Source organism: Gammaproteobacteria bacterium (assembly GCA_016716465.1).
Classification (GTDB): Bacteria; Pseudomonadota; Gammaproteobacteria; order SZUA-140; family SZUA-140; genus JADJWH01.
In genome coordinates, this window is sequence record JADJWH010000001.1 from 464066 (window position 1) to 481216 (window position 17151).

The 17151-nt window shown below is 62.0% G+C and carries 9 protein-coding genes; 5 read left to right on the top strand and 4 right to left on the bottom strand.

Annotated elements, in window-relative coordinates; translation table 11 throughout:
• Nucleotides 1–292: 292 nt before the first annotated feature.
• The 3 genes from IPM20_02165 to IPM20_02175 form a co-directional block, all read right to left on the bottom strand.
• On the bottom strand, nucleotides 293–721 hold the full coding sequence (locus IPM20_02165) for an ester cyclase (protein MBK9130436.1): 429 nt from the start codon (nucleotides 719–721) through the stop codon (nucleotides 293–295).
• A gap of 30 nt (nucleotides 722–751) precedes the next feature.
• Complete coding sequence (locus tag IPM20_02170) at nucleotides 752–1261, bottom strand: hypothetical protein (GenBank protein ID MBK9130437.1); 510 nt, start codon at nucleotides 1259–1261, stop codon at nucleotides 752–754.
• 135 nt (nucleotides 1262–1396) lie between these two features.
• A complete protein-coding gene (locus tag IPM20_02175; protein ID MBK9130438.1) occupies nucleotides 1397–2497 on the bottom strand; it encodes an FAD-dependent monooxygenase in 1101 nt (366 codons plus the stop codon).
• Nucleotides 2498–2604: 107 nt separating this feature from the next.
• On the opposite strand from IPM20_02175, the gene IPM20_02180 reads away from it, so the two are divergent.
• The 3 genes from IPM20_02180 to IPM20_02190 all read left to right on the top strand — a co-directional run bounded on the left by IPM20_02180 (nucleotide 2605) and on the right by IPM20_02190 (nucleotide 6627).
• Entirely contained in the window at nucleotides 2605–3618 is a 1014-nt protein-coding gene (locus IPM20_02180; protein MBK9130439.1) for an AraC family transcriptional regulator, read from the top strand.
• A 1137-nt stretch (nucleotides 3619–4755) separates the two neighbouring features.
• Complete coding sequence (locus tag IPM20_02185) at nucleotides 4756–5412, top strand: hypothetical protein (GenBank protein MBK9130440.1); 657 nt, start codon at nucleotides 4756–4758, stop codon at nucleotides 5410–5412.
• Between the two features lie 237 nt (nucleotides 5413–5649).
• A complete protein-coding gene (locus IPM20_02190) occupies nucleotides 5650–6627 on the top strand; it encodes a hypothetical protein (GenBank protein MBK9130441.1) in 978 nt (325 codons plus the stop codon).
• Nucleotides 6628–6942: 315 nt separating this feature from the next.
• Here IPM20_02190 and IPM20_02195 read toward each other — a convergent pair whose 3' ends face one another.
• The gene (locus IPM20_02195; protein MBK9130442.1) at nucleotides 6943–7428 is read right to left on the bottom strand and encodes a cyclic nucleotide-binding domain-containing protein; all 486 of its coding nucleotides are present in this window, start codon (nucleotides 7426–7428) and stop codon (nucleotides 6943–6945) included.
• Between the two features lie 535 nt (nucleotides 7429–7963).
• Between IPM20_02195 and IPM20_02200 the strand changes: the two genes are divergently transcribed.
• Entirely contained in the window at nucleotides 7964–9766 is a 1803-nt protein-coding gene (locus tag IPM20_02200; GenBank protein MBK9130443.1) for a ShlB/FhaC/HecB family hemolysin secretion/activation protein, read from the top strand.
• Nucleotides 9767–9787: 21 nt separating this feature from the next.
• Nucleotides 9788–17056: a filamentous hemagglutinin N-terminal domain-containing protein gene (locus tag IPM20_02205; protein MBK9130444.1), complete on the top strand. Its 7269-nt coding sequence runs from the start codon at nucleotides 9788–9790 to the stop codon at nucleotides 17054–17056.
• Nucleotides 17057–17151: the final 95 nt, after the last annotated feature.

The following is a 17151-nucleotide window of genomic DNA, read 5'->3' on the forward strand; positions in this document are numbered from 1 at the left end:
CATGCGCTTTCACAATCTCTCGGCTATCCGACCACGGCTTGTCTTGCCCCGGTGATAGAGGGTGGCCTAAGGGGTGCTGTGTGGAAGCGTTCAATCGGCACATTTCGAGTATTTTGAAGGATTTTCTGAGCATGGTATTTTTTATGGTATCAACAATTAGCAGGATAATAAGCCATTGAATATAAAGGATAAAAAAGGCTCATTTACAATAGAGTGGGAGTAGGCCAGATCTGGCACTGGTTGGCGTCGGAGGGAAGAAAATTGTTACGTCCCCTTTCTTCGCTCGTCACCTCTATCCGGATTGACGCTTTGTGTTGATGCCAAGCTGTTCGAGCATCGTCGCCTTGTCCCAGTAGCCGCGTTGAATGCTGATCCTGCCATCGCTTAGCTCGAAGATTTCACAACCATGTAGCGTGAAGGCACGGTTGGTCGGTGCGTGGCCAGCGAACTCGCCGCGCATCGTGCCGCGGAAACACCATTCGATCGCGACGCGGTTGCCATCGGCTGTGACGTGTTCGGCATCGACGACGATATCAGGGAAAGCCTGGAATACGTGGATATAGATCGCGCGCATCGTATCGCGGCCACTGACGGATTTGCGCCACGGCTGCTGGATATTGATCGCCTGCTCATCATATAGCGCAATGGCTGCTTCGACATCGTGACGGTTGTATGCCGCTACCCACTGCGCTGCAACTTCTTTCGGTGATGAGTGTCTCACGATGAATACCTGCTTCTGTCCTGTTGCTGCCTAGAAACGAATTCCGAGCTTCACCGATGCTTCCGGCAGGATTCGAAGTTCATAATTGTCGTCGACGAACATCACGTCGCGATCACCGCTGACCGGAATGTGAATCGCCACCCAGGGATTGAGAAAAACCCTCTCGCTGACATAGTACACGTAGCCACCGCCGAGCGTGAGCATGTCGGTACGGTACGACTGGCGCAGACCGCTGGATTCCTCAGTAACCTTACCCTGCCAGCGCTCGATACCGGGTCCGACCCACCAGCCGCTCTTCCCTGCATCAAAAAAATAGTCGAGGATGACGGCATTGATTTCGAGCCTGTTATTATCGAACCCGGATGCCGTGGCGAACTCGGGTGCCGTGACATTCGTGCGCACGTAGCGGATGCGCCAGTGATCGCGGCCGGCCGTCGCCGACAGGTAGTAGCCGTCGAGCAGGAATGGCAGAACATCCAGTTCGGTACCAAACTGCCAGGTATCAACCACCTGCTCGTCTGCGGCCTCGGCAGCCTGCATGCAGAATGTTCCGAGCAGTAGAGCCAGTGTAAGTATCCTCTGGTGGTCGCGTTCACTGCTTGTGTATCCCATGTTGTCGTGCTCCGCTTTTGGTGCAGACGCTGAATCTCGCATCACTGATCAACGCAATAACTTTCAGGCTGGAACATGGTCGATACCGGCCATGCGCCGCCTGAACTTGCGTTGTACCCGTTCGGAACCCAGGACGTTGCTCACCATGAAGTTCCGAAACAGCTTGCCCAGCGGATTTCTGACTGACGCCATGCGGAACTGCTTGTCGCTTTCGCGCACGACCTGCTGTCCGACCGCATGGCGGTGATCGGAGTAACCTTCCAGTTCGCCGGCAGCCAGGCGCCGGGCGAATACGACGGCGTCTTCGATGCCAAGGTTCATGCCCCGGCCGCCGGCCGGAGAATGGATATGTGCTGCATCGCCGGCCAGGTACACCGATCCTTTGCAATATGCCTCGACCTGCCGCAGGCTGACCTTGAACTCGGTATTCCAGATCACGTCATGAATTTGCGAGCGCCCGGGCAGCAGGTCGAACACGCTGCCCTGGTTGGATATCAGCCGGTAGCGGTTACCAGGCATGGACATGACGAACAGCACCTTGCCGTCGTCGCGCATGATCAGGTGCGCCTCGCCATGCCCAAACGGCCATGCCATGCGCACATCGGCCAGGCTCCAGGTGTCCTCGTAAGGCCTGCCGGGAAAATCCAGACCTATGCTCTTCCTGACCGAGGAGTGTGCGCCGTCCGCGCCCAGGATGTAGTCGACATCAAATGTCGATGCGATATCCTTGCGGCGAATACGCGCCGATACACTGTCTCCATCCGTATCGTAGCCGGCGAATTCAACGCCTTTTTCCACCGAGATGCCGCGAGCCTGCAGGGCTTCTTCGAGAATCGCCTCGGTTTCATCCTGTGGCAGCGACAGCATAAAGTTGAACGGGTGGTTCATTTTCGAGAAGTCCACCGTGGTCAGTATCCTGTCGCCATATCGCATGTTAACGCGGTATATCCGCAGACCTCGGGCGATCAACGCCTGGGAAACACCGCTGGGTTGCAGCAGCTCCAGGGTCCTGGCGTTGATACCCACGGCCTTGCTCAGCGTGCTTCGCTGCTCGTTTTTATCGATGATCCTGACGCGAATACCCTGCCGGTCCAGTTCCAGCGCACCGGCCATGCCAACCGGTCCGGCGCCGACGACCAGGGTACTGGGTAATTGCTTCTTCATATGGTCTTCTCCTATATTTGTACGGGCTCAGCGTAAGCTATGAAGACTGGCCGGTATTTCACAGAAGAAGACAAAGTCTTGGCATTTTCTGACAATTTGGACGTGCGATGAAAGGAGCCGGTGAAGAGAAAGTGTCTGCCAGGTCGGTGTTGGCGCTGCATACCGCGGCCAGTACCATCGGTATCGAATTGCGTTTCGAGGACTATTTTCCCGATCTTGACCCCGACGATCCCGACGGCCTGGTACCTTTGAGTCAACAGGTTCGGCTGGTGCAACGCATACTGGCAACTTCACGTGAGACCATCGGTCTTGAACTGGGTACCAATCTGCCTTTCGAAGGCCTCGGGTTCTGGGGATTTTTGCTGCGCTCGAGTCCGACATTCGAGGATATGCTCTACCGGGCTGAGCGCTATATTCGTATCGTTAACAAGTATTCTGAATTCTTTCTTGAATCACGGGATGGGCTGGTCGCCCAGATCTGTACCCATCCGTCGCCTTCGCCGTTCGGGCCGAGGGAACAGGTCGTACAAACATTTCTCTCGCATTGGCTGGCATGGGGCCGCATGCTGACCGGTAAAAATCTGGCACCTCTGAGGGCGTATTTCACCTGGCAGGGTCCCAGGAATACCCAGCCATTCCAGGATTTTTATCATTGCCCGGTTTGTTTTGGGGCTGATGAAGATGCATTGCTGTTCGATAAGGAAACCCTGCAAACGCGGTTGCCAGATTCAAGCCGGCACTTGTCTGAGGACTTCGAAAATTATGCGGCCGCCTTGATCAGGCAGATCACCTCGGAGGATGAATTTCTGCCACGGGTATGCATTGCGATAGAAGAAGGTCTCGCTACCGGACATGGCCAGGAAGCCGATGTCGCGGACAGGCTTGCCATGACGACGCGCACCTTGCACAGGAAATTGCGAAACCAGGATACGACTTTCCGCAAGCTTCGTGACGAAGTGCTGGTGAAGAAGGCGAAATCCCTGTTATCGAAAGGAAACATACCCATCGCGGAAATCTCGTTCCTGCTGGGCTATTCCGAAGTTTCGACGTTCTATCGCGCATTCAAACGCTGGACCGGCACAGTACCCAAGGTGTGGCGGGAAGAGAACCTTGTGCAATAAAGGGGACGGAAAAAGGGGACATAAGTATTTTTCGTCTTGATGCTGGTGTGGTTGACCACTTTTCCTTTTACCTATCGCTGGTGATGTCGATATAGGCAATGCAGTGCTGCGTGACCATATCGATGGGGCCATCGGGTTCGAGAACTCTCTCGCCCGTGTCTTCGACAAGTCGAGCAAGAGTCTCATGCGTGTGTTTGGGACAAAAGGGGATACGCGGGCGAGCAATATTTTCGTGTTTTCCATTGCCTGCAGGAGCAGGAGGGGATAGGCCTGGAAGTCAAAGCTCGGAAGGTTGCCTAATCTGCTGAGAGTCAGTGTTCAATCGGCAATTATTACCGAACATAATGTAAGGTTTTTTGAGCGGGGTATTTTTTATGGTATTACCAATTAGAAGTAAAATAAGACATTGAATATAGAAGACAAAAATGGCTTATATATAGTCGAGTGGGAGTAAAGGCGCGCAGATAGGGCGCAGAGTGGTGGCAGGCGGGAATGCGACGACTAGGCCGGTATCACCGCCTACACCGAGGATCCACAGGAGATCGAGAGGCTCCTCCCACCTGAAAACAAAGATGAAACCGCGAATCCTTCCTGTCGCCAGACTGCCGGGTGTTACTGCAGTGTGCCGTCCGGCAGCGCAGTCGAGTGTGTGGTAACGGCAAACGCTGGCTGCCCTGACGGGGTGATGTCACCACACCGTAATGGGCGTGCCATTCTGCGGTAATGCGCGATGCATCGACGAGATCGGCACCCCAGTGCGCAGGTTCAGGCGGGGATAACGGAACAGCTTGGCGGTCTGCGTGGAGTGCAGATTCCCCGGCGCTTCGGATTTCAGAAATGCGCCGGCGAGTTCTCCCTGCCGAGCCCCGGCGCCACGGTGTGGGGATGCCAATGATCCGCTTCTAGGCATGCATGCCATTGCCACTTTTTATATAGACCCGCTCTGTCCCGGCGCGGGATCTCTCTAACCCGGTCGGGCAGTTTCGCGAAGGGCGGGTTCGCATAATGGCATTCAGGGCAAGCGGGTTTCCCCCTTATACCCTTATTATTAGAAATAACATGAGGTACTATTTGTAACCAATTGATCAAATATTAGCTAAAGGGTACCATGGCTCATGAAATAAGTAGGAGTGAGCCATGTCACTGATGCGGTCAATCCGACCTGTGGTGGCGGTGTACCTCAGTTTTTCCCTCCTTTTCCCTGGTATTTCCAGCGGCAGGGCCATTGGTTTGCCCGACAGTGATGTGCTACCCCCCGAGATCAGGCATACCCCACTGACGGAGTTGCCGACGGGTATGCCTCTCAGGATCCAGGCAACCGTGACGGACAATGTGGGGGTAAGCGAAGTCACCTTGATCTACCGCGTAGAGGGTGACAGCGAATACCGGCGCGTGGAAATGCTGGAGACGATGGGTAGCGACATTTATTCAGCCGACCTGCCCGATACCCTGGGACCGCGCATCGAATATTACATCCAGGCCATCGATGAGGCCGGCAACGCCGTTTTGCCTGATGAATTGCAGGATCCCTATGTGATTACAGTGCCGGCGATGATGGCGGCGACATCTGGTGACTCTGGCAATGATTCTGGGGCGCCGGCTGACATGGCGCGACAGGATGAGGCATCGCCGGAGAAAGGTGGAGTCAACAAGTGGGTGTGGATCGGGTTGGGAATGGTGGCAGTGGCGGCTCTGGCCAGCGCCGGGTCGGACGATGGCGGCAACGGCAGCAATGGCGGTGTCGTTGGAAGCGGCGGCACGGGCACGGTTACTATCTCAGCCCCTGTTCCTTAGCGGTTTTATTTCTGAAAGAGCGAAACAATGCGGGACGGCCTTTGGAAGACGTGTTTGTTCTTGCTGCTGATTGTCTGCGCCGTGACAGGCTGTCTCGAGACGAACGGAGGCTCGCAAGCGCGCTCTCCCGGCGTCCCGTTGCCGGTAGGACTAATGAATCTGCCTGCCGGGGGTGTATTGGAGGTAAACGTATATATGGACGATGGGGTAATCCCCTGGTTTAGCGATGACATTGACATGGATGTTTCTGCCGTGGATCTGGAGTTTGTTGCTCCCGAAGGTGAGCATACGTTTACCGTGATGTTCGTGTACTTTGATGCCGAGTTCGTCCGGGAGGATGCGGAGCCCTGGGAACTGGCACGCTGGGTCAGCGCGCCGGTGATGGTGAGCGCCGGCGGCAGCCTGGCGTTGAACGTGGATGAGTACAGCTATGCCGATTCTGATGCGGACGGATTCAGCAATGCCGAGGAGTTGACCGCCCGCACTGATCCCGGGGCTCCGGGCGATTTTCCCGATGTGCCTGCGGGCATTCTCCCGGATGGATTATGGCGCGGCGAAACGCAGGACAAGACGAGTACCGATATTATCGCGATCCTGCGCGCAAACCGCATCATGATGAGCGAGGGCGAATTGATCTATGACGGTTCCTATGACATCGATGGCCAGGGCGCCGTCACGGGAAGCGTCGATGTGTATACCCTGTCTGGAGAGAAACTGACACCGCTGGCGCAGGTCGCGATCGACGGCGCCCGCCTCGACGAGACGAGACTGGTTCTGAATATACGCGCGGGCATTCAGGTCAAAACAGTCAGTTTTACATTAGATGTCGCTTACGAGCGCAATTCGGCGTTGGCATCGACCGCATACCTGTGGGAGCACACCGTCGACCGTCCGCGGTACACCCTGGCGTTCCCTATCGATGACAACGGCACTCTCACTGGGGCATCTGACAGCAGTGGCTGTCTCTATAGCGGGAACCTGGATATTCTGGATGAGCGCTACAACATCTATGGCGCGACGCTGGCTTTGGTAGATCAGAAGAAGAATGCATGTTCTCCATTCGCGGGCGTCGGTTATACCGGTTACGCATCACTGATTCCGGATGACGACACTTTGCTCATCATCGTATCGAATGGGACTCACGCCATGCTGTTCGAACTCACCAAGTCGGGGACCACGCCCGGAGAGAATCCGCGTCTTCAGTCAAGACCATAGTCAGGATACGCTTAGCCAGCCGATTCCCGCTGATCAGTCTTCGGTCGGTAGCGCTATCTCCGTCAAGCACCTGGCCGCCACCGCATTCGGGCAAACGTTCCGCGCCCGCGCGCCGAGGTCACCCGGGTTGGGGGCAATCAGGTGACCTTCTCGGTCCAGGCGTGGGATGCCAGACAATTGATCGGCGACGGCACGCATGCCCGTTTTATCGCGGATATCGGGCGCTTCATGAAGCGGGTGAATTCCGGCTAGTGGAAGACAGGGCGGGCTATGTCTGACAACTCGCCCTGTCTCCAAATCTGTGGAAGTGCGGGATCAATACCGCCCGTGGATCTTGGAGACGTAGTTGACCAGCTCCTGGCTCTCGTCGCGCATGCGCAACAGATTCGAGTGCGTGATCCGGAACAGCGCGCGCATGACCTTGTAGACGATATGCGGGTGGGTATCGAGCAGCGACTCGAACGCGGCTGGCGTCATGGTGTACACCGTGGCATCGCCGACCGCGCGCAGGGTGGCCTTGCGCGGCGTGCGATCGACGAAGGCGCGCGTGCCGGCGCACTCGCCCTTGTTCATGGTGTAGACCACCATCTCCTGTCCGAGCACGGACCCGATCACCGCAAGCTTGCCATCCATCAGGACGAAGAGGGTGTTTTCCTTCTGGCCTTCCGACACCAGCAGTTCGCCATCCCGCAGGCGCCGCACACCCATGATGGCGGCGAGCGCCCTGCATTCCTCGGCGGTGAGCTCCTCCGCGATCGTGGAAGACGCGAGTAAGGCAGTATCTGTTTGATCGTACGACATGCAAAACCTCTCCTGAATAAACCGAAATATTGCACGGGTATTCTATGGGAAATTCCCGTAAGGAACATATCCGGCAATCGGTATGCGAGGAAAAAATTTCTGCAATAACCGAGTGAATTACTCGGCAAATGCCGACCTCCGTGCGCCTGATGATTGGGCATGGCCATGCGGACGGGTTGTCCCCAGTGGTCTGGTGCACACCTTCGACGGGTGAATATCGTGTTCCGTGCTTCCGAAACATTCGGAGGGACGGATACTGTGTCCGATGCGGGATGGGTTTCGGCGATCACCGCAGATCGCCCATCTATTAAAGACGGACTGTCTCCCGTTCCCCATCGGCGCACCTTCGACCCTTCTGGTGACGATCGTCACCTGTCGCGACCCCAGGCTCGGGTTTCTGACGTTTCCCTCTGGCCGATGCCTGAACCGATCAGGTTCCGGGAGAATTAAGTATTGAATAAATAATCACATAGCGCGAGTTGGCGCGATCCTTGCCTTTTGTCCAGTCCACAATCCCAAACAAGGATGGAACGGCATGAATATGACGGTTGCTTCTCGCCGATTTGCACAAGGAAGGCCCGCCCTCAGCAGAAATCTCCTCTCCCTTGCCTTGGCCGCCGCGTTGTCGCCGGCCTCGCCGTCGGTGTTTGCGCAGGCGGCGCCGGATGCCGGTTCGCTGCTGCGCCAGCAGGAGCAGCTAGAACAGCAGGTGTCGCCGCCAATGCCCGAGCCGGAAGCCCCGGTGGAGGAGGGCATCGCGCCCGAAATGCAGGCGTCCACGCTCAGGGTCGTCGTCCAGGGGGCCCGGTTCAGCGGTGACCTCGACCTGGCGTCGGAGCCCGAACTGCAGGCGGTGATCGCCGGGGTGCAAGGGCAGGAACTGGATTTCGCCGGTCTGCAGGCGCTGGCCGACCGGGTGACCGCGCACCTGCGCGAGACCGGCTGGCTGCTCGCCCGCGCCTACCTGCCGCGGCAGGATGTCACCGATGGGATCATCGAGATCGCGATCCTGAAGGGGCGGCTCGACGGCAACGCCGCCGATGGCGGTGGCTGGGAGATCGCGCTGAATGAGGGTGCCCGTATCGATGCCGGCATCCTCCTCGCCATCGCCGAGACGGCCGCGCCGTCCGGCAGCGCGCCGCGCCAGGAGGAACTGGAGCGCGCACTGCTGCTGATGGACGATCTGCCCGGCATCGGCGTGCGCTCGCGACTCGCGCCCGGCGCCGAAACCGGCACTACCCGCATCACCGTGAATGCCACGGAAGGTCCGTTGTTCACCGGCATCGTCTGGGCCGACAACTACGGCAATGCCAGCACCGGCGAGACCCAGCTCAGCGGTGCGCTCCATCTGAACGACCCGAGCCGCCGCGGCGACCACGCCAGTCTGACGGTCACCGCCTCGGAGGGTGTCCGCGTCGGCCAGTTGGGATATGACCTCCCGCTCGCTCCGAACGGCCTGCGCGCCAGCGCCGGCTACACCACGATGAACTACGAAGTGAAGAACGGCAGCGGCGTCGCCGCCGGTCTGGAAGGCGATTCCAGCATCCTTCACGCCGGTCTCGGCTATCCGTTCATCCGCACCCGCGCGCTCAGCCTGCACGGTGAAGTGGAGTATGGGCGCAAGGCGCTCACGGACGACAGCGATGCCGGCACGCTGCGCGACAAGCGCGTCGACGTCGTCACGCTGGGCCTGTCCGGTGAGAGCCTCGACCGCTGGCAGGGCGGCGGACTCAACAAATTCCATGCCGGCCTGACCACGGGCGACCTCGATCTCTCCAAGGTACCGGCCGACGAAGCGGCCGATGCCGCGACACTCGACACCCAGGGCGGTTACACCCGACTCAATCTCGATGCCACGCGCTTGCAGCGACTGCCGGGCCGCTTCACGCTGTTCGGACGGTTCTCCGCCCAGTGGGCTGGCGACAACCTCGATTCCTCGGAGCAGTTCATCCTCGGCGGACCCACCGGCGTGCGGGCCTATCCCGTGGGCGAGGCGCAGGGCGACGCGGGCTGGATCGCCAGCGTGGATCTGCGCTACGACTGGCCGGAGGAGACTGCGCTTGGAATCATGCAACTGAGCGCCTTCGTCGATACCGGCCATATCCGCCTGCACGACGATCCCGGCAGCGTGGCGATTGCCACCGCCACCGGGAAAAACGCCTACGCGCTCAGCGGCGCCGGCTTCGGCCTCAATGTCGGCGAGGCCGGCAGCCACAGCCTGCGCATCGCCTGGGCGCACACGCTCGGTGACAACGATGGACGCGCGCCCAATGGCGATAACGTCGACGGCGACAGCGACGACAGCCGCTTCTGGCTGCAAGGCGTCGTCTGGTTCTGACTTTCGGAGAGGAATAAAACAATGAACAGGATTCATCGTGTCATCTGGAGCCATGCCAAGAATGCCTTCGTGGTCGTCGGCGAGATCGCGCGCGGCGCGGACAAGTCCTCCACCCGTCGCGACGACCGGCGTGGTCCGCTTTCCCTGAGCGAGATCGCCGCCGGACACGGTTCGCCTCCGCGCTCGTGGAGGACGCGACCCTTGCTGGCCGCGATCCTGTTCGCGCTTGCGGCGCCTTCCTTCGCCGAGCCCGCGGTCAACGCCTTGCCCACCGGCGGCCGGATCATCGCCGGCGCCGGCACCATCAGCACCGCCGGCGCCGCCATGACGGTGCGGCAGGACTCCGACAAACTGATCGCCAATTGGCAGAGCTTCGACATCGGCAGCCAGGCCAGCGTCACCTTCCAGCAGCCCGGCGCCTCCAGCGTCGCGCTCAATCGCGTACTCGGTCAGGATCCGAGTCAGATTCTGGGTCATCTGAACGCCAACGGCCAGGTCATGCTGGTCAATCCGGCCGGCATCGTGTTCGGGCAGGGCAGCCAGGTCAACGTCGGCGGCATCACCGCCACCACGCTGAACATCACGGACGCCGACTTTCTCGCCGGCAATCATCACTTCAGCGACGGTGACAATGCCGCCGCTGTACGGAACCTCGGCCATATCCTGGCGGACGGCGGCGTGGTCGCGCTGGTGGCGCCGGTCGTCACCAACGACGGCGCCATCGAAACCCCCAACGGTGGCGCCGCGCTGGCTGCCGGCAATGACGTCACGCTGGACTTCAGCGGCGACGGCCTGGTCAGCGTCACCGTCACGCAGGGCACGCTGGACAGACTGATCGAAAATCGCGGCGCCATCCGTGCCGACCACGGACTGGTGATCCTCAGCGCCGGCAGTGCGCGTGACCTGCTCAGCGGCGTGGTCAACAACAGCGGCATCGTCGAAGCCAGGGGGCTGACGGAACAGGGCGGACGCATCATTCTGGATGGCGGCGCCGTGAGCAACACCGGTACCCTCGATGCAGGCAGCGCCGCGCACGATGGCGGTGCGATCGATATCGACGGCCACACGGTCATGATGGGCGGTGACGTCGGCGCCGACGGCGCTAATGGCGGCACGATCGGTATCCACAGCGAGGGCCTGTTGTCCCTGGCCGGACGTGTGCATGCCACGGGACTCAGCGGCGACGGTGGCGCGATCGATTACCGCGCCGGTCACATTCTCGAAAGCACTACCGGCGATACCAGCGCCGACGGCCAGGTCGACGGCGGCCGGATCCGCGTGGACGGCGGCGCCCGGTTGGCCAGTTCCGGCCGATATTCGGCCGACGGCGCACAGGGCGATGGCGGGCGCATCGACCTCAGCGCCGATGACGTACGCCTGTTCTCGGCACGGGTCAGCGCCGCGGGCGGCAGCAACGGCGGCCGGGTGCGCATCGGCGGCGCCTTCCAGGGCGGCAAGACGCTTGATGCCACGCAGAACTATTTCGACAGCTTCGTCGCGCGCTGGGACGACAACGCGCCGATCGAGAATGCCGGGAAGACCTTTATCAACGATGGCAGCGTCATCGACGTGAGCGGCGGCGCGGGTAAGGGCGGCACTGCCGTGGTGTGGTCCGACACGCAGACCACCTTCCTCGGTGGCATCGACGCCACCGGCGCCACCGGCGGTTCGGTGGAGATTTCCTCCGCGGGCGAACTGCGCCAGGCCGCGCTCTCCGGCGTGAAGGTAGGCGACGGTCATCTGCTGCTGGATCCCAAGGACATCGTCATCGGCAACGCCGAGGTCTGGGCCTATGCCGCCATCATGGGACTGGCGTATGGCAGCGGTGACGACGACGTGAACGTGGCGGCGCTGGTGGCGAATGACAACTTCGGCCAGTCGGTTTCGCTCAACGCGGACGGCGACCGGCTGGCGGTAGGCGCGATCGGCGACGATGGCAGCAATAATGCGACGGACTCCCCCGGCGCGGTTTATCTGTTCAGCTTCACCGATTCCGGCTTCACCGGCGGCGCGCTGGAGGCGATCGTCGGCAAGGGCTACAGCGGCGGCAAGAACGTGAACGTATCCGCGCTGGAGGCGACCGATCAATTCGGTTCGGCGGTCTCGCTCAACGCGGCGGGCGACCGGCTCGCCGTGGGCGCGCATCAGGATGATGGCAGCGGCAACACGACGAACGGCGCCGGCGCGGTGTACCTGTTCAGCTTCAGCGACGCCAGTTTTACCGGCGGTGCGCAACAGGCGGTCGTGGGCAAGGGTTACACCGGCGGCAAGAACGTAGATGTGTCGGCGCTGGAAGGCAGTGACGGCTTCGGTGGTGCGGTCTCGCTCAACGCGGCGGGCGACCGGCTGGCAGTGGGCGCGATCGGCGACGATGGCAGCGGCAATGCGGCGAGCGGCAGCGGCGCGGTCTACCTGTTTAGCTTCACCGATTCCGGCTTTACCGGTGGCGCGCTGGAAGCGACCCTGGGCAAGGGTTACAGCGGCGGCGACAATCTGGATGTGTCGGCGCTGGAGACGACCGATCAGTTCGGATCCGCGGTCTCGATCAACGCGGCGGGTGACCACCTGGCGGTGGGCGCCGTCGGCGACGATGGCAGCAACGAGGCGGTGGCCAACCGCGGCGCGGTCTACCTGTTCAGCTTCACCGACACCGGCTTCTCCGGCGGTGCGCAGCAGGCGATCGTGGGCTGGGGCTACAGCGGCGGCAACAACGTGGACGTCGCGACGCTGGATGGCAGCGACAGCTTCGGCGGTGCGGTCTCGCTCAATGCGGCCGGCGACCGGCTGGCGGTGGGGGCGCCGCTGGACGATGGCAGCGGAAATGCCGTGGCCAACAGCGGCGCGGTCTACCTGTTCAGTTTCACGGATACGGAATTCGCCAACGGCGAGCGGATCGCGACCCTGGGCAAGGGTTACAGCGGCGGCAGCAACGTGGACGTCTCGGCGCTGGAGGCGAATGACCGCTTCGGCCAGTCGGTATCCTTAGACGCCGACGGCTTCCGGCTGGCGGCGGGTGCGTTGCTGGACGACGGCAGCGGCAACGCGGCGGGCGGCAGCGGCGCGGTGTATCTCTTCCTCAGCACGTCGAATCCGACGCTGGGCGATGGCTCGAGCTACGGCGCCCTGATCGGTCAGACGGTGACCGTGGTGGCCGGCGACGTGGCCGACCAGATTTCCGCCGGGACCAACGTCACCCTGCAGGCCTCCAACGACATCACGGTCGACAACGCCATCGCGGCCGATAATCCGTCCGGGAACGGCGGCAGCCTGAGCCTGATGGCGGGCCGGTCCATCCTGGTCAATGCGGACATCTCCACGGACAACGGCGACGTCAATCTGTCCGCCAACACACCGCTGAGCGACGGCGTGGTCGATGCCGATCGCGACGCGGGGGCGGCGGTGGTGGCCATCGCCGACGGCGTCGATATCGACGCCGGTACCGGCACGGTTACGATCGAGGTCCTGGATGGCGCCGGCAAGACCCACTCGGACAGCGGCGACATCACCGTGGACGGTACGATCACCGCCGGTCAGATCAGCCTCGTCAATCAGGGGCCAAGCGCCGGTTCCGGCGTGGTGCTGGGCAACAATGCCGCACTCGATGCCGGCGGGGCGGGCGATGCGCTGGTCATCGCCGGCGACACCTTCACCAACAACGCCGGCGGCTCGGCTCTTACGGCCGTCAATGGCCGCTGGCTGGTCTGGTCGGGCGATCCCGCGGATGACGATCGCGGCGGTCTGAACCACGATTTCAAGCAGTACAATGCGAATTACGGCAGCAGCACGGTGCTGGGCAGCGGCGATGGCTTCCTCTATACGCTGGCGCCAACGATTTCCGCCAGCATCACCGGCGCCGTCACCAGGGTCTATGACGGCACGACCGATGCCACGGTACTGGCGGGCGATCTCACCGCCAGCGGCGAGGTCGACGGCGACAGCGTTACCTTCGCCGCGCCCCCCGCGGCGAGCTACGACGACAAGAACGTCGCCACTGACAAGACGGTCACCGCGACGGGCGTAAGCATCGCCGGCGCGAGCAATGGCGCAGTCACGGTTTATGGCTATGAAATGGCCAGCACCACTGCCACGGGCGACGTGGGCGAAGTCACCGTTCGCACACTGACCGTGGGCTACACGGGTGTGGACCGGGTGTATGACGGTACGACGGACGCCACGGTGACGACGAGCGACGACCGCGTTGCGGGCGACAACCTGAGCATCAGCGAGACGGCCGCTTTCGACGACAGGAACGTCGGCACGGACAAGGCCATCGACGTTACCGGCGCCAGCCTGGGCGGCGCCGACGCCGGCAACTACGTACTCGCCGGCACCACCGGCAGCGCGACCGCCGATATCACCGCGCGGACCCTGGGCGTCAATTACATCGGCCAGGACAAGGTGTATGACGGCGACACCACGGCGACCGTGCTGACGACCGATGACCGCGTGCTGGGCGACGTGTTCACCGTCAGTCAGAGCGCAGCATTCAACGACAAGAACGTCGGCACCGGCAAGACGATCGATGTTACCGGCGCCAGCCTGTCTGGCACCGACGCCGGTAACTACGTGCTCGCCGGCACCACCGGCAGCGCCAGCGCCGACATCACGCCGGTAGCGGTCGCCGTGAGCGGCATCACGGCCGCCGACAAGGACTACGACGGCAACACGGATGCGACGGTCGACACCGACACCGCCGTTTTCACCGGCATGGTGCTGGGCGATGATCTCAGCGTCAGCGCCACGGGCATCTTCGACGACAAGAATGTCGGCACGGATAAGACCGTCACCCTGGCGAGCAGCTACGGCGGCGCGGATGCCGGCAACTATGTCTTCACTGACCAGGCCGATACCACGGCGGACATTACACCGAAATCCCTGGGCCTCGATCTGCAAGGGCAGGGCAGCAGGGAGTACGACGGCACCACTGTCATCGATCTCTCGGGCGTCACTCCCACGCTGACCGGCGTCGTGGGAAGCGACACGGTCAGTCTGGACACCGGCAGCGTAACCGGCTTCACGGATAAGAACGTGGGCACCGGCAAGGCGATCACCTTCACCGGATTCGATCTGCTGGGAGCCGACGCGGGGAACTACAGTCTGGTTTCCGGCAGCGCGGGCTCCAGCGCCGACATCACGCCCAGGGCCGTGACGGTCTCGGGTATCACCGCCGACGACAAGATCTACGACGGCAATGCGGATGCGACGGTCGACGCCAGCGGCGCCATCTTCGCGAATCTGGTGTTGGGCGACGACCTCACCGTCGACGCGACAGGGGCCTTCGCCGACAAGAACGTCGCCACCGGCAAGACGGTGACGCTGTCCAGCACCTACGACGGCGATGATGCAGGCAACTACACCATCACCGACCAGGCCAGCACGACGGCGGACATCACCGCCCGGACCCTGAACGTCGGCTACACCGGCGTGGATCGGGTATACGACGGGACGACCGACGCGACGGTGACGACCGGCGACGACCGCGTGTCTGGCGATGCGCTCACCATCGATCGCACCGCCGCGTTTATCGACAAGAGCGTCGGCGCCGGCAAGACAGTGAACGTGAGCGGCGTCAGCCTGAGCGGCACCGATGCGGGCAACTACATTCTGGCTTCAACCACCGGCGCCACGACGGCGGACATCACCGCCCGGACCCTGAATGTCGGCTATACCGGCGTGGATCGGGTATACGATGGCACGACCGATGCGACGGTGACGACCGGCGACGACCGTGTGTCGGGCGATGTCCTCTCCATCGATCGCACCGCCGCCTTCACCGACAAGAACGTCGCCGCAGGCAAGACAGTGAACGTCAGCGGCGTCAGCCTGAGCGGCGCCGATGCGGGCAACTATATTCTGGCCTCGACCACCGGCGCCACAACGGCGGACATCACCGCACGGACCCTGAACGTCGGCTATACCGGCGTGGATCGGGTATACGACGGTACGACGGCGGCCACGGTGACGACGAACGACGATCGCGTGTCGGGCGACGTGCTGACGATCGGCCGGACCGCCACCTTCGCCGATCGGAATGTCGGCACCGCCAAGGCAGTCAGCGTGACGGGTGCGAATCTTTCCGGGACCGACGCCGGCAACTACGTGCTGGCCTCGACCACCGGCGCGACCACGGCCGATATCTCACCGGCCGCGCTGGTCATCACCACGACAGACGTCAGCAAGGTCTATGACCGCACGACCACTGCGTCGGGCACGGTAATCCTCACCGGCGGCACGCAACTGTTCGGGTCGGATACGCTGAGCGGCGGCACCTTCGCCTTCGATGATCGCAACGCGGGAACCGGCAAGACCGTGACGGTCTCCGGCGTAAGCGTGAACGACGGTAACGGCGGCAACAATTACGACCTCAGCTACCAGGACAATACCAACGGCACGATCACGCCGAAGGAGCTTACCCTGGCCGGACTGACGGCGCTGGACAAGAACTACGACGGCAATACCACCGCCACGATCGACAGCTATGGCGCGCTGAATGGCGTAATCGCCGGTGACAACGTATCGCTGGACGAGGACAACGCCGGCGCCAGCTTCGCCGACCCGAATCCCGGCATCGGCAAGACGGTGACGGTGGCGGGCCTGCAACTGGCCGGGGTCGACGACGACAATTACTTCATCGCCACGGAGATGACCACCACGGCGGACATCAACAGCACTGAAAATCCGCCCGTCATTCCGCCGGCGGAGCCCGGCGCGGGCATGGATGCCATGGAGGGCGGAGATGCCGTAAACGGTGGCGCCGCCGGCGTTCAGGGCGGCGGTAACGATCCCTTCAATCCGCCGGCCCTGTTCGATCTCGGCGCGGATGCCGATGGCTCCGCGCAGACGCCCCGGTTTATGTTCGACACCAATGGCGACATGGCCATACTGGTCTTCGGTGCTGGCGGTGCGAGCGATGGGAGTGTCGAGTCAACAATCCCCCTGTTCCGCCAGGAAGGCGAGACGATGATCCCTGTCGAACAGTTCGTGGTGACCCAGCAGGGTGGTCACGGGACTGCGGCGCCGACCGGCATGAGCCCGCTGAGTGTGCCGGATGTCGCCGGCGAGGCCGATCTGCGTACCGTGACGGCGCCGGTCGATCTTCCAGACGGATCCGTCGGCCACCTGAAAGTGAGCGTCACACCCGATGGCGTCCTGGTCGTGAGCGTGCCGGCCGCGATCCGGCGGATCTACGACGAGAAGCAGGTCCTGCTGCTGGCGGTGGCGATCGCCAAACAGCGGTTCGGTGTGGGGCTGGACGCCATCACGGCGGTGGTTTTCCGGGAGGAGGTGTAAGCCGCCGCCGCGGGACCGGTCTGCCGACGGTTTGCCGGCGGACCGGCAGTGCATTCTGTCCCGTGACCAACGCACACGTGTGTGCCACGACGGGT

What these genes read in the sequence shown, in the direction of transcription:
- IPM20_02180 (MBK9130439.1), top strand. Translation starts at nt 2,605, where the DNA reads ATGAAAGGAGCCGGTGAAGAGAAAGTGTCTGCCAGGTCGGTGTTGGCG.
- IPM20_02190 (MBK9130441.1), top strand. Translation starts at nt 5,650, where the DNA reads ATGGATGTTTCTGCCGTGGATCTGGAGTTTGTTGCTCCCGAAGGTGAG.
- IPM20_02170 (MBK9130437.1), bottom strand. Translation starts at nt 1,261, where the DNA reads ATGCAGGCTGCCGAGGCCGCAGACGAGCAGGTGGTTGATACCTGGCAG.
- IPM20_02175 (MBK9130438.1), bottom strand. Translation starts at nt 2,497, where the DNA reads ATGAAGAAGCAATTACCCAGTACCCTGGTCGTCGGCGCCGGACCGGTT.
- IPM20_02200 (MBK9130443.1), top strand. Translation starts at nt 7,964, where the DNA reads ATGAATATGACGGTTGCTTCTCGCCGATTTGCACAAGGAAGGCCCGCC.
- IPM20_02205 (MBK9130444.1), top strand. Translation starts at nt 9,788, where the DNA reads ATGAACAGGATTCATCGTGTCATCTGGAGCCATGCCAAGAATGCCTTC.
- IPM20_02185 (MBK9130440.1), top strand. Translation starts at nt 4,756, where the DNA reads ATGTCACTGATGCGGTCAATCCGACCTGTGGTGGCGGTGTACCTCAGT.
- IPM20_02195 (MBK9130442.1), bottom strand. Translation starts at nt 7,428, where the DNA reads ATGTCGTACGATCAAACAGATACTGCCTTACTCGCGTCTTCCACGATC.